Annotated in this window: 11 protein-coding genes; 6 read left to right on the top strand and 5 right to left on the bottom strand. The window is 46.8% G+C overall.

What is annotated here, in order from left to right:
- The first annotated feature begins 548 nt into the window (after window positions 1–548).
- Genes E5355_RS10140 through E5355_RS10120 form a run of 5 tightly spaced genes read left to right on the top strand, consistent with a single transcriptional unit; the run spans window position 549 to window position 8761 of the window.
- Window positions 549–3881 carry a SusC/RagA family TonB-linked outer membrane protein gene (locus tag E5355_RS10140; protein ID WP_136010264.1) on the top strand — a complete coding sequence of 1111 codons (3333 nt, stop codon included), beginning with the start codon at window positions 549–551 and terminating at the stop codon, window positions 3879–3881.
- Window positions 3882–3896: 15 nt separating this feature from the next.
- A complete protein-coding gene (locus E5355_RS10135; RefSeq protein ID WP_136010263.1) occupies window positions 3897–5480 on the top strand; it encodes a RagB/SusD family nutrient uptake outer membrane protein in 1584 nt (527 codons plus the stop codon).
- A 37-nt stretch (window positions 5481–5517) separates the two neighbouring features.
- Window positions 5518–6417 carry a zinc-binding metallopeptidase gene (locus E5355_RS10130; protein ID WP_136010262.1) on the top strand — a complete coding sequence of 300 codons (900 nt, stop codon included), beginning with the start codon at window positions 5518–5520 and terminating at the stop codon, window positions 6415–6417.
- A 14-nt stretch (window positions 6418–6431) separates the two neighbouring features.
- The gene (locus E5355_RS10125; RefSeq protein WP_168354318.1) at window positions 6432–7727 is read left to right on the top strand and encodes a DUF4302 domain-containing protein; all 1296 of its coding nucleotides are present in this window, start codon (window positions 6432–6434) and stop codon (window positions 7725–7727) included.
- Between the two features lie 2 nt (window positions 7728–7729).
- The gene (locus E5355_RS10120) at window positions 7730–8761 is read left to right on the top strand and encodes a BACON domain-containing protein (RefSeq protein WP_136010260.1); all 1032 of its coding nucleotides are present in this window, start codon (window positions 7730–7732) and stop codon (window positions 8759–8761) included.
- Between the two features lie 515 nt (window positions 8762–9276).
- Here E5355_RS10120 and E5355_RS10115 read toward each other — a convergent pair.
- Both E5355_RS10115 and E5355_RS10110 read right to left on the bottom strand, forming a co-directional pair.
- A complete protein-coding gene (locus E5355_RS10115; RefSeq protein WP_136010259.1) occupies window positions 9277–9729 on the bottom strand; it encodes a DUF6078 family protein in 453 nt (150 codons plus the stop codon).
- An 11-nt stretch (window positions 9730–9740) separates the two neighbouring features.
- Window positions 9741–10391 carry a DUF6563 family protein gene (locus tag E5355_RS10110; protein WP_328515063.1) on the bottom strand — a complete coding sequence of 217 codons (651 nt, stop codon included), beginning with the start codon at window positions 10389–10391 and terminating at the stop codon, window positions 9741–9743.
- 135 nt (window positions 10392–10526) lie between these two features.
- On the opposite strand from E5355_RS10110, the gene E5355_RS10105 reads away from it, so the two are divergent.
- Window positions 10527–12440, top strand: coding sequence for a MutS family DNA mismatch repair protein (locus E5355_RS10105; protein WP_136010257.1), 1914 nt, complete (start codon window positions 10527–10529; stop codon window positions 12438–12440).
- Window positions 12441–12480: 40 nt separating this feature from the next.
- Here E5355_RS10105 and E5355_RS10100 read toward each other — a convergent pair whose 3' ends face one another.
- From E5355_RS10100 to E5355_RS10090, 3 genes are all read right to left on the bottom strand, one after another.
- Window positions 12481–13020: a hypothetical protein gene (locus tag E5355_RS10100; protein ID WP_136010256.1), complete on the bottom strand. Its 540-nt coding sequence runs from the start codon at window positions 13018–13020 to the stop codon at window positions 12481–12483.
- 108 nt (window positions 13021–13128) lie between these two features.
- A complete protein-coding gene (locus E5355_RS10095) occupies window positions 13129–13542 on the bottom strand; it encodes a hypothetical protein (RefSeq protein ID WP_136010255.1) in 414 nt (137 codons plus the stop codon).
- A 113-nt stretch (window positions 13543–13655) separates the two neighbouring features.
- On the bottom strand, window positions 13656–14159 hold the full coding sequence (locus E5355_RS10090) for an IS66 family transposase (protein WP_136010254.1): 504 nt from the start codon (window positions 14157–14159) through the stop codon (window positions 13656–13658).
- Window positions 14160–14962 lie beyond the last annotated feature (803 nt).

Raw genomic sequence — 14962 nt, 5'->3', positions numbered from 1 at the left:
GGAAGCTGTCCCTACTTATTCTTAATACCGGCCTTCTTCAGCTTCTTATTCATTATCGGAATAAAAACGGGGCAAATATAGAAAGAAAACTCAAAACAGCATTTGAGTTTTCTTCTTTTGTTCTATAGATTAATAAATATTATATTTCCGGCAGATTTATTGGGAAAGTGTTAATAATCAAACTCCACCTATAAAGATTAAGGATTTACAAAGTGACAGTCCACAAAGATTCTATCTGTCGCAATATAAAGACAATCCCAATATTCGTAATGTGACAATGAATTAATTTCATCAACCGATTATTTTCGCAACAATTCATTTATATAATTTCCATAAAACTAAAAAATAGCTTAAAAAGATTCGATAACCCGCTTGCTTTATAAACCACAAAGCACCGCTTAGGTATAAATATATAAGTTTTCTTTTCAATAAAGCATGTTTTTCCTTTTTTTATTTGCTTCTCACAATAAAATTAATATATTTGCACACAGACAACAAATCATTGCATAAAAACACATAATTTTATTTAATCTTAAAAACTGTTACTTATGAAAAAAGAGTTAATTTTCTTGTTGGTTTGTTTGTGTTTTCGGGCAACCTTAGCAATTGCCCAAGATAGACAAGTGACAGGCACTGTAACCGCAGAAGAAGACGGACTCCCGGTTATCGGAGCGTCTGTGCAGGTAAAAGGAACAAAAACAGGTATTATCACTGATGCCGACGGCAATTTCAAGTTGACGAATGTGCCGGTTTCAGCCAAAACACTTGTAATCTCGTTTGTCGGAATGAAAACGCAAGAGGTAGCCATTACCGGCAAGGCTTTAAAGATTGTACTGAAAAGTGACAGCGAGCTACTTGATGAAGTAGTAGTAACAGGTATGCAGAAAATGGACAAGCGACTATTCACAGGTGCTGCCACCAAGCTGAACAGCGAGAATGTGAAATTGGACGGTATGGCCGACATCAGTCGCTCACTTGAAGGACGTGCAGCCGGTGTTTCAGTACAAAATGTGTCCGGAACTTTCGGTACCGCACCGAAAATCCGCGTACGTGGTGCTACCTCCATTTATGGTAGTTCCAAACCCTTATGGGTGGTAGACGGTGTCATTATGGACGACGTAGTCGATGTCAGTGCCGACGAACTCTCTTCCGGTGACCCGAATACGCTGATTTCTTCGGCCATTGCCGGCTTAAACTCGGATGACATCGAAAGTTTCCAGATTTTGAAAGACGGCTCTGCCACTTCTATATATGGAGCACGTGCCATGGCAGGCGTAATTGTAGTTACGACCAAGAAAGGTAAAAGCGGACAAAGCCACATTAGCTACACCGGTGAATATACGATGAGACTAAAGCCCAGTTACCGGCAGTTCAACATTATGAATTCACAAGACCAAATGTCCGTTTATCAAGAATTGCAGCAGAAAGGATACCTGAATTATGCTACGGTATCCAACTCTGCCGACAGCGGTATCTATGGGAAGATGTATGAACTTATCAGCACTTACGACCCCATAACAGGACAGTTCGGATTAGCCAATACCGATGAAGCCAGAGCGGCTTATCTACGTGCAGCCGAATATCGCAATACCGATTGGTTCGACTTGCTCTTTTCCAATTCCGTGCAACACAACCATTCCATCAGCATCTCTTCCGGTACAGACAAGGCACAATATTATGCCTCGCTCAGTGCCATGGTGGATCCCGGATGGACCAAGGCAAGCAAAGTGGAACGTTATACAGCCAACCTGAATTCCAATTATAATATTTCAAAGAAAATCACAGCATCTCTTATCAGTAGCGCCAGTTATCGTAAGCAAAAGGCCCCTGGAACCCTGAGCAGCGACATAGATGCCGTAAGCGGCGAGGTGAAACGCGACTTTGACATCAACCCCTATTCGTATGCAATGAACACCTCCCGAGCATTGGATGCCAATACATTTTACACCCGCAATTACGCTCCGTTCAACATCTTCCACGAGTTGGATAATAATTACATGGATTATGACATTTTCGACTTGCGCGTACAAGGCGAATTGAAGTACAAGCCCATCAGCCAGTTGGAAGTCGGCATCCTGGGAGCGGTGAAATACTCTGCCACGTCACAGGAGCACTACATCTTAGACTCTTCCAACCAAGCACTTGCTTACCGTGAAATGGGTACTTCTACCATCCGCGACAGGAATCCGTTACTTTACACCGACCCTGACAACATCTATGCATTGCCCATCAGCATTCTGCCCGACGGAGGTATCTACGAACGCACCAACAACAGCATGATCGGCAAAGACTTCAGGGCCACACTAAGCTACAATGACGTATTCAATGAAGACCATATCTTCAACTTCTACTCCGGCATGGAAACCAATCTGATTGACCGTCATTCCAATTGGTTCCGTGGTTGGGGCATGCAATACAGCATGGGAGAAATTCCCAATTATGCCTACCAAGCATTCAAGAAAGGAGCAGAAGATAATGCCAACTATTATACGCTAACCAACAAGCATGAACGCAGCGTAGCCTTCTTCGGCAACGTCACCTACTCTTATCTGGGAAAATATACACTGAACGGAACCGTGAGATATGAGGGCACCAACAAGTTAGGAAAAAGCCGATCGGCACGCTGGTTGCCCACATGGAATATATCCGGAGCCTGGAATATCCACGAAGAAGAGTGGTTCAAGCCGGTAATGCCAACACTCAGCCATGCCGCGCTGAAGCTCTCTTACTCATTGACCGCCGACCGTGGTCCTTCCAACGTGACAAATTCCAACGTAGTGATTTCCAGTGCCAATCCTTGGCGTCCGTTCACCAGTGTCAAGGAGAGCGAACTTTATATTTCACAATTGGCCAACAACGACCTTACTTACGAGAAAAAACATGAGTTCAACTTAGGACTCAGCTTGGGATTTCTTGACAACCGCATCAACTTGGAAGGAGACTGGTATAAGCGTAACAACTTTGACCTGATAGGACTTGCCACCACACAAGGAATCGGTGGAGAGGTACAGAAATTCGGAAATATCGCTTCCATGAAGTCAAGCGGTATTGAGTTGACTTTATCTACTACCAACATCAAGACAAAGGATTTCACTTGGAGCACCAATATCATTTATTCTCATGTACATAACGAAGTAACCGAATTGGAAACCAACAAGCGTGTAATTGACTTGGTATCGGGAACGGGGTTTGCCATGGAAGGATATCCGGTACGTAGTATCTTCTCCATCCCGTTCCGCGGACTGAACGAGCAAGGCTTGCCCACATTCCTCGACCAAGACGGAAACGTCACCACCACAGGAATTTACTTTCAGACAAGTACTCCGGACAAGCTTTCTTTCCTTGAATACTCCGGTTGTGCCGACCCGACGGATGTGGGCAGTTTCGGTAACTTCTTCAAGTGGAAAGGAGTCTCGCTAAATGTATTCATTACCTATTCGTTTGGAAATGTAGTTCGTCTGGACCCGGTATTCAAGAACACCTATACCGACCTTACTTCCACACCGAAAGAGTTCAAAAACCGTTGGACGATTCCTGGTGACGAAAAGTACACCACAGTACCTGTCATTGCCAGCAAACGACAAAACAAAAACGATTCGAACTTGAGTTATGCTTATAATGCCTATAACTACTCAACCGAACGAATCGCGAAAGGCGACTTCATCCGCATGAAAGAAATCTCCGTAGCATACGATTTCCCGAAAAGCGTAGCCAATGCATTGAGGATTAGCAATTTGTCATTGAAACTTCAAGCCGCCAATCTTTTCTTGATTTATGCCGATAAAAAACTCAACGGCCAAGATCCGGAATTCTTCAATACCGGCGGTGTGGCAACTCCCTTACCACGTCAGTTTACGCTTACACTTAAATTAGGAATCTGATAAAAAGTAGGAATTATGAAAAAATACAATAGATACATCACAATTTTGGCTTGTAGCATCACCTTGGTTACTTTGGGTGCCTGCGATGATTTCCTCAGCACAATGCCGGACAATCGGGCCCAGATTGATACGGAAGACAAGATTACGAGCCTGCTCGTATCTGCCTATCCGAAAAACGGATACTACTTGCTTTCGGAATTTATGTCCGACAACGTAGATGACATGGGAGAAGCCAATCCCAACACTACACGTTTCATCGAGCAGGTATATTCTTGGCAAGACGTGACCGAAAGCGACAACGAATCGCCCGAACGTTTCTGGCAATCCTCTTACGAAGCAATATCCGCAGCCAACCATGCGTTACAAGCTATTGAAGAAATGGGCGGTGCCACTACTGAGAAACTTAAACAAGCCAAAGCGGAAGCGTTGATATGCCGTGCTTACAACCATTTCATGCTGGTAAATACGTTCTCGCTCCACTACAACAGCGCTACCGCCGACAAAGACCTCGGAATCACCTATATGACCAAACCGGAGACGACGGTACTTGTGAATTATGAACGCAACTCGGTGGCGGAAGTATACAAGATGGTGGAACAAGATTTGGAAGAGGCATTGCCCTATGTGGGAGACTCTTACATGTCTGTTCCCAAATACCATTTCAATCCTACAGCCGCCTACGCTTTTGCGTGCCGATTCTACCTCTACTATGAAAAATGGGAAAAGGCGATAGAATATGCCGACAAAGTGTTGGGAAGCTCACCGAAAAGCATGTTGCGCGACTATGCTTACATGGGAACCATGACTCAGCAAATACAAGCCGTGGCGCAACATTACATTGACGCTACATTGAATTGCAATCTACTGCTGACCACCGGCTACTCCAGAATGGGAATCGTCATGGGCAACTATTCCACTTGGAAACGTTTCGCCCACAGTCCTTATCTGGCATCGACCGAAGATGCCGGAGCGCCCAACATCTGGGGAAGTTCGGCAAAATATTATTCGGGACTGAAATCCTACAATGCCACCAACTCCTCGTATGTGATTTTCTGGAGACTTCCCTACCTTTTCGAATACACGGATGCCGTGGCAGGAGTGGGCTACACCCGCTGTGTATTCCCCACCCTGACAACGGATGAATGCTTATTGAACAGAGCAGAAGCCAAGGTGATGCTGAAACGGTATAACGAAGCTGCGGAAGACTTAGATTTGTGGATGCACAACATTATGGATACGAATGTAAAGGTGACTCCCGAATTAGTGACATCATTTTACAATAGCATTGAGTATGCCGAACCGCTGGAGTCCACACAGAAAAAGCACTTGCATCCGGCTTTCAGCATCGATGCCGAAGGAAGCACACAAGAGTGTATGTTGCAATGCGTGCTGGGATTCAAACGCATCGAGACGCTACAACTTGGTTTGCGCTGGTTTGACGTAAAGCGATATGGCATAGAGATTTGCCGTCGTATGATGAATGCCGCCGGAAAACCGGAGAAGCAGACAGACATACTGACTGTGGATGACCCGCGTCGTGCCATGCAGATTCCACAAAAGGTACGCGATGCAGGTTATGAGCCTAATCCGAGAAACTAGAACCTGAGTAAATGAATATTCAAAACAGACAGAAACCATGAAAAAACATTATACATTATACGCATTGTTGATATGCATGCTTGCAGGGGCTTTCACTTCTTGCTCGGAAGACGACTTAAATCCTGCAAGTGTCATTACTACAGGCGAGAAGGTGGAAAACGACTTCGACCGCTGGCTCGTGGCAAACTATGTGAATCCTTACAATATAGCTTTCAAATACCGCTATGAAGAGATGGAGTCCGACCTCAACTACTACACCGTACCGGCAGAGTATGAGCAAGCCGTGCAACTGGCGCATATCGTAAAGTACATCTGTGTAGAAGCATACGACGAAGTGGCCGGAATCAACTTTACGCGCGCATACTTCCCGAAGGAGTTTTTCTTAATCGGTGAGTGGGAGTACAAAAACAACGGAACCTTTATCCTTGGTACGGCCGAAGGAGGAAAAAAAGTCCTGTTGGCCGGAGTCAACTATTTGAACCAATATAAAAACAGCATTGCCTCGCTGAACCATTATTATCTGAAAACCATTCACCATGAGTTTACGCATATCATGAACCAGACCAAGGAGATGCCTACAGCCTACCAGTTCATTACCGGCAATAGCTACGTGGCAGACAAATGGAGCGAATCTCCTTATAATGCGGGATATCTGAAACGTGGATTCATCAGCTCTTACGCCCAGATGGAGCATGGCGAAGACTTTGCGGAGATGCTTTCCTTATACGTTTGTTATCCGGCATCGCAGTGGCAAGCGTGGATGGACGAGGCAGGAGAGGAAGGCGCTTCTCTGATAAACTCCAAACTGACTCTGGTGAAGCAATACATGGCCGACAGCTGGAATATAGATTTGGACAGATTGCGCAGCAGCATACAACGGCGCTCAGCAGATTTGGAAGCCGGGAGAATTGATTTGAACGATTTAACCCTTAAATAATGGAGGCAAGAAGCATGAAAACAAATAAATTATATGTGGCACTATGGGGAATGCTGCTTTGCGCACTGACATTCCAGTCTTGCTTGAAAGATGACGAAGAAGTGTTCGACAAGAATCCGTCCGAACGCTTGCAGCAATATATTTCAGAAGCAAAAAAGGTGCTGACGAGTGCCGAAAACGGTTGGCTGCTAGAGATGTATCCGCATCCGAGCCAAAGCTATGGCGGATATGCATTCGTTGTACGCTTTGACGAGGAGAAAGTGTATGCCAGCACAGAATTGGTCGATGACAGCAGTCTGGAAGTAGAAAGCCTCTACAAAATGACGGACGATGACGGGCCGGTGCTAAGTTTCGACACTTACAATCTGTTACTGCATTATCTTTCCACTCCCAATTCCAATGCCTATCAGGCTTTTCAAGGGGAATTTGAGTTTGTAATCTTGAAAATCACCCCCGACTTGGTGACTTTGCGAGGAAAGAAGACCAACAATGTCATGTATATGCGCAAAATGACGGAAAAATCGCAATCCTACCTCGACAAAATGAGACAACTTATCGAAAGCATGATTCTGAGCGGATTCAGTGGAACTGTGGGAGGGACACAAGTTGCCGGTACCATCGATGTCGATTCCCGGCAGATTTCTTTCGCACCGGCAGGCAGCGAGCCGGTAAAGGCGGCTTACGTAATAACCGATCAAGGGTTGCGTTTGTATCATCCTACAGAAGTGGCGGGAGTGACTTTCGAGGAGTTTATCATAGATCCGGAAACGAACTCGCTGACCGACAATAGCGGAACCGGCGTAGTATTCAACGCTGTCTTCCCAAAAGGATGGCGTGGCTATGCAGATTATGCCGGGAATTATACGCTCTCATTCAACGGCAAAGAACAAGTCAACGTTACTTTGACTCCTGCCGAAGACGGCGCTTCTTACATAATGAGTGGACTGAATGACAAATTTACAGTGACCTTAAACTACCAGCGTTCATCTGGAACTTTGACATGGCAATCGCAAAAGATTGGCAATAACGGCAAAAATGAAATATGGCTATGCGCCTGGGATGCAGGTCCCGGCCAGTTGACATGGAATACGGCAATAGGCATGCGCACCGAATGGAACGAGAATGAACAATCTCCCGTGTACACTTGGAAAGATTATGGAACATGGGCCGGATACACAGTGAATTCGTACATCATGTGGCAATTGTCCGGAGGCAGCAGCGCAGGAGCATTCACCAACTCTTCATGGTACATTGCAGGTACTAAATCCTGCCGCATGCCACACGTAACAACAATGACTAAAATCAACTGATTATGAAAAGACACATATATTATTTATTGGCAGCCCTCGTGGTAGCAGGCTTCACGGCCTGCTCCGAAGATAAAGATTGGGGAATGGAAGGCCAAAGCTTGATACAGGTTATAAAGTCGGACGTATTGTTCCAGGCTGCCGCCGGAACCGGTACAGTGGTATTCAATGCCTCCGAAGCAGTCACCGTCGAGACCGATTGCAATTGGTGCACAGCCACCATAAACGGAAACACCGTGAATGTATCCGTAACCGAAAACGGCAACCTGGAAGGACGTACCGCGCAACTGATATTGCGTTGCGGCCCAGATTCCGTACATGTGATGGTACAACAAAACGGACTGGTCTTTCAGTTGAGTGCGGGCAGCGAAATCGCAACCAACTCTGACGAGGCACATTCGCTGACCTATGAGATGTCGGCCAACGTACCCCTGACTTTTGAACCGAACGAAGACTGGTTCAACGTAACTTCCAACGGAGAACATCTGAAAATAAACTTTAAAGAAAATACAACCGGACATGCCCGCATAGGAATTCTCAAATATTCATCAGAGACTTTCTCCGGCTCACTGAAAGTGACACAGTATGACTTTGACAAGGATATTGCAGGCCCATGCTACCTGACATTCCGCACACAGGACGGGAAATTCCAGGCTATGAATGCCGTCCTTTCCGAAACCGAACTGGCACTTCCGGATTATGGCTGGACAATACCGGTTACGTTTGAACCGGAAAAGATAAGATTCGTGATGTACAACGCAAGCAAGATGGGTGAATTCGAAGGAAACGATGTATACAACATTGTAGAAGGAAGCGGCTATTACACATGGTCGACAACGGTATACATGCTGTTCCCCCTTGATTATGACGCAGAATCAGGTATTACGTTCTTCGACATGCAGGATACAGGAACGTGGAGCCGTCCGATTGATTTCATGTCTTTCCGCGTTTTCAGCGGAGCTCCGTCAAGCGCCACATCGGTCGGTTCTTTGCTCAAGCTCTATAATCCAAGCATCTGGCGTGAAACTCCACAATGACAGAAATAATGACAGGCAGTATCCGGCCATTGATTGAAATGTCCGGAACTGTCCATGTGTGTACCATAATAAGAACAATTCTCTCTTGACTTTTAACCGGAGGTACACAAACAGTGTTTAACTTTGTTACATCAGGAGGCTGTTTCTGCAAAGATTCAGCCTCTCCTGTTTATTTTATGAATATCCCCGACTGATGGGCGAGAACAGACGACAGCCCCCCCGACCAGCCCTCGTCACTGGTGCCGGAAACGGATTGATATGAGCGTATCGGCATCCGCATCTTTCTTCTGCAATCTGCAGAGGGGAGAGAGAAGGGCTCATTGCATTCATCCGTAACCACATGATAGACAGTGATTTCTCACTGCAAAGCAAGTGCATGCTTTTTGCAGTGCTACTGCAAGCCTTTTGCAGCGTCGCTGCACACCTATTTGCAGTGATACTGCAACTGCTTTGCAGCGCGACTGCAACGGGTTTGCAGTGACGCTGCAAAAGGTGTGCAGTGACTTTGCAGCCGGTCACCAAGCCACCGCATACTCGTATCGGTCGAACTTAGGCTTGGTGCTTATGCCTACTGCCTTGAATACCCGGGCTATCCGTTGCTGTTCTTCGGGAGAGATAGGGCGTTCGCCCTTGCGGCAATGATAGTAATAGCGTTCGCAAGAGAAGCATCCCATCACGCGATGGCGCACGGTGGAAAGCAGCTTGGCGGGCACTTCGTCGAAAATACGCGTCATGCCGCGGGCGTAGTGCAGCTGCTCGTTGGAGCGGTAACGGGCACAAGTGGAGGAACCGGACAAACTGCCCACGTAGAAAGGATTCACCGCACGAACGGACTGTGGTTGGGGATCTTCACTCTCGGATAACAGCTGTGCCGCTATCGCCCGCAGGCAGGAAGAGGCTTTGGGGCACTTTCCGTTACCCGCAAAGCAGTATTCGTACCCATCGGGCACATCTTGCAATAATATCATCTTATTAATGATTAGTGATTAATGGTAGTGATTAACGGGCGAAGTGCACGCAGGTATTTGCCGATGACCTCTGCCGACTCGCTTGTTTCTTTCTCGAATTCGGCGCGCAGTGCCGGGTATCCGTCAAGCAGTCGCATCATCTGTCTCCGCCCCACGAACTCGGACTTTCCGGTTTCCGGATTCAGTTCGTAATAGACGCGGGCATGCACCAGTCCCGAAGCATTGATGGCATCGCCCACTTCACCCCCCAATCGGGTGGCATCATCGGGAGCCATGGTGCTGGCGGCCGCTTGTCCCACGGGCTGTGCACAGAAGTAAACCTTTCCGCCGAGCCACATGGCAGGTGCATACCACTGCCCGAAGCGATAGTGCTTATAGCGCATCTTACGGCAGTTGACATAAAGCGAGGTATCTACCCGTACGGCATAACAACGGGACTTCAGGTAGTGGCACAGACCGGGATTGCCGTCTGCCGTAATACGATAATCGGCACCGCCCATGAGGTAAATCCGGTTCTTTGTACGCTTCTCAATCTTCAGTGTGGTAACCGTATCGCCACGGTTCTCCGCCAACTCCTTCAGATTGGAATACATTACTTGTTGCGCCGCCGCCGGCAAAACCGCCAGCAACATCAGAACGCCTGACAACCAACTCTTCTTCATATCCCAACCTCCTCTTTTCTGAAACTTTGTTTTAGCGAGCGAAAGGTACATTTTTTATCGGAAGTAGACAAAAAATCGTGAAGAAAAACAATTAGAATGTATATCTTTGCCTTGAACTTAACATGTATGGAGTAAATGAATACGATAGACAAAATCAGCGCCGCCTACCGCAACACGGCCGAAGAGGCCAGACAAGAACTGAATAAAGTGCAACAGAAGATTTACCGCATCGGCACCCTGCGCCTGCTGCTGTTCGTGGCAGGGGCAGCAGGAATCATCTACTTCCGGAGCGAGAGCTGGGGCATACTGGCAGGCATCGCCCTCGTCACCCTGTTGCCGTTCCTGTCTTTAATGAAATACCACAACCGGCTGTTCCATCGCAAGGACTATCTGGAAAAGAAGATGGAAATCAACGAGCAGGAACTCGCCGCGCTGGATTACGACACGTCTTCCTTCGATGACGGCGAAGCATACGTCGACCCCGCCCATCTCTACACCTATGACTTGGATGTTTTCGGCCCGCATTCCCTTTTCCAGTACATCAACCGCACCTGCACGCAGCCCGGGAAACACCGCCTCGCCCTCTGGTTGGGGAAACATCTCGAGAGAAAGGAAGAAATCATCCGACGCCAGGAAGCCGTCGGCGAACTGGCTCCGGAACTGAAATTCCGCCAGCGCTTCCGCATCCTCGGCCTGCTGTACAAAGGAAAAGCCGCCGATGAAACGGAACTGTGCCACTGGGCGGAAAGTCCGTGCATCTTCCGGAGCCGGAAACTGCTGCGCCTCCTGCCGGTACTGGTGGCGGGAACCAACCTCATTTGCCTCGCACTTGCCATGACAGGAATGCTGCCCGCAAGTATCTGCGGCATCATCTGGACTTGCTTCGTCATCGCCGGCTTCGGCTTCACCGGCAAAGTCACCAAGATGCAGGCCCTCTATGGCAAAAAACTGCAAATCCTCTCCACCTACGCCGCCCTGCTCCACCTCATGGAAAAACAGCCTGCGCAAGCCGCCCTGCTCAAAGAGATAAAACAACAGATTGGCGGAGAAAAACGGAAAGCCTCCCACTCCATCAGCAGGCTGAACAAGCTCATGGATGAACTCGACCAACGCAACAATGTCTTCATGTACGTCATTCTGAACGGCCTCTTCTTCTGGGAACTGCGTCAAATCATGCGCATTGAAGCCTGGAAAGAGCAGTATGCCGCTGAACTGCCCGGATGGCTCGATGCCATCGGACAAATGGATGCGCTCAACTCGCTGGCGACATTTGCCTATAATCATCCGGACTATATTTATCCCTCCATCCTGCAAACAGAAGCCAATGCAGGAGTAGAAGGCGATGTAGAGACCCAGGCCGGCACAAAAGTCAATGCAAAAGCCGACTCTGCCACATGCCAAAGCAACCCTCTTCCCTCCCCCTTCCGTCTACGCGCCGAAGCCCTGGGACACCCGCTGATGAACCGCGACCGCTGTGTACACAATGACATCAATATGGCGAAACGGCCGTTCTTCATCATCATCACCGGCGCCAACATGGCAGGAAAAAGCACCTATCTGCGCACCGTAGGCATCAACTACCTCCTCGGCTGCATCGGCGCTCCCGTCTGTGCCCGCCAAATGGAAATATGCCCGGCCCGGCTCGTCACCAGCCTGCGCACCTCGGATTCGCTGAACGACAACGAGTCCTACTTCTTTGCCGAACTCAAACGTCTGAAACTCATCATAGACAAGCTGCAGGCCGGCGAGGAGCTTTTCATTATCCTCGACGAAATTCTGAAAGGCACCAACTCCATGGACAAGCAGAAAGGCTCCTTTGCCCTTATCAAGCAGTTCATGACTTTGCAGGCCAATGGTATCATTGCCACCCACGACCTGCTGCTGGGAACGCTCATCGACCTCTTCCCCGATGACATCCGCAACTATCGCTTCGAAGCAGACATTACAGACAATGAACTGACCTTCTCCTACCGCTTGCGCCCGGGCGTCGCCCAAAACATGAACGCCTGCTTCTTGATGAAAAAAATGGGGATTGCCGTTGCCGACTAATCCCCGCTGCAGTTGAAGTCAAGTCCAACTCTTTGACTGATTATGCAGTTTTACACTTCTCCAGGAAAGTAGACACCGCAACCGCATCGCTACCCGTAAAGTAGCGTACGGAAGTTACCGGAGTATACGCGTAAGGCACAAATTGATACAACTGTACAGCCGCAAATTTATTGTCCTGCGAAATCATCACATTCATGCGCACATTTCCGCTGCCGCTACTTCGTATTTCAGTCTCGCCATTCAGCTGTTCATTCTCAATCATATCCGTGAGTCTGCCCAAATATTTCAAATCAAAGAAAACACTGCGTTCCTTAGTCACACTGCCCGTCGGCAAATAAACCACTTCCTTCGATTTCCAGAACAGACGGAACACGCCAAGCAAGACGAATGCCGTAGCCAGCACCATCAAAGCCATACTGAGGGTGGAAGATCTGTCACTCATCTTAAAAATAGATGCAAAGATAAAAATACCGACCAGCAGCATAGCTACTGAAAAGACAAGTCCTGAAACACTGGTACGCTTTACAATATCGGGATGTGAAGACGCAAAAAGAGTTGCGTCAATAGTTTGAGTTGCCATAATTATAATATGCTTTAATGAATTTATCAGAAATGAAAATACAGTATCCCCCTGCAAAAACACATAGTCTGACCATACACAAGGGAAAAAGAGAGATTCGATAAAATACTAAATGAGAATACGCCTCAGTGTGAAAATGTAATATTCGCACACCGGCTGGCAACGATAATAGACAGCAGTTTCATAAAGCCTCTCACGGCATCGGGACAAAGCAAGCTCTCTTCGAACCAATCCGCCCATCCTATCTTTTAAGGAAAAGATATATTCTGCAGGAAAAAAACGCTTTATACGAGAATATGCCAGCAAACGTACCTGCCCACCGATACCCGCCAGCTCTGCATCCGGTAAATAAGGCAATGGAGGCACCGAAACACAAGAATCCGTCTCTTCATGTACCAGAATCACCTTCGCATCTACAACATTCCCTCTATTTGCTGCCTCGCCAGCAAATACATCGTCCGCTATTTGCCATACAGCCAATGCAAACACCATGAATCCTATGAGTCTTAAAAATCCGGTCATATCCATATGCAAATTAAAACAGTTCTTTCTCCGATTTTGTTCAATGCAGCACGCTCTTAAATGCCGTCATCCTTCAAATCAAGTTTCACCATAAACAACTAGCATACAACCTATTACCACCTAAGGTGAAGGATATGAGGCTTGTAGGCAGAAGTATTACCGGCAAAACCGTCACACTGTAGATATCCGTTGCAATTGTGCCTGTCTGTGAGATTCTTTATAATTTTTCCGAATCTGGAGCCCTCCTCATAGAAGAAGGCTGCAAGTTTCTCCGTAACGGCACGTATCATCCAGACATATTCACGGTCTGTAGCATGCTTTTCAGGATTGATTACATTGGTGGTCGTCTCATCAGCCTGACAGTAGTCACTTTTCAGCATTTCCTTTACCAAGGCATTATACAGAGGCCGCAACAGTTCCACCGAACGATTGAACCAGCCGGTAATGGTTGCTTCCTTCAGCCCGGCCATACCCAAATGTGCCAACTCTTTGATCCGGCAGTAGAACGGCATGTGGTATTCATATTTCTGCAAGAGAATTTCAGCCGGAAGACTTGCTCCGGGAACATCCTTGTATAATAGGCAACAAAGGTATGGGAGCAATAAGCTCCTGCGCATATGTGTGCATCCGGGACACAGATGATAACGCACTGTATCATTCGGACGGACATGCTTGCTCTCTTATTTAGCAGTTCCATTAAAACATGGTCACCTCCACGACCGAAATGAACTCGGAATCCATTAGAAAAAAACAACACGACACCGGTTACATCTACATTCTCAAAAGTTGAATAACTTTCAGTAACTTCCGGTTCCTTTATAGACATAGGTGCTATGGGCAAATTCTCATCCTTGGATGTAAATTTATTGCGCCAGTAGTTATAAGTTGAATAAGGAACTCCAAACTCTGCTAAAATAAACTTTAACGGTTTCCCACCAGATAATACTTCGGATTGAATCTCTAAAAACTCTTGTTTTGTCATTACTGGGGATGTGTAAAAACACCAAAAATATGAAAATCACCCCTGTCACAGATATCTGCAGCAAGGGTGATCTTGTTAAAAAGAGGGTTTTGACACACTCCTTAAAATCATCAAATAAAGAGAGCATCTTGACATCTTGATTTGAATTGATTGCCGAGTCCTGCTTGGTCATAAGTAAATCAAATTCAAATCAAAAAATCAATATACCCTTGTATTTAATTAAGAGCCTGTTCAGATTTTGCTTAGAAAATTCTTTATTCAGCTTCTTTTGAGTTTATTTTCGTCCTGTTTTCCTGTGTCTATTCGGCACATAGCCCGTTATGTTCCTCACAAAAACTGAAAAATATCCTCGAAAACAAATCGCAAAACAGTGTCGGGCAAAATTTAAGCAGGCTCTAAATACTAATTGTTTAATAATTATGGTTAGATTTTTATCGC

Origin of the sequence: Bacteroides muris (ex Afrizal et al. 2022) (assembly GCF_004793475.1) — a bacterium.
GTDB lineage: Bacteria > Bacteroidota > Bacteroidia > Bacteroidales > Bacteroidaceae > Bacteroides > Bacteroides muris.
Note: the sequence above shows the minus strand (reverse complement) of the source record. Positions and strands in the feature narration are given on the sequence as shown.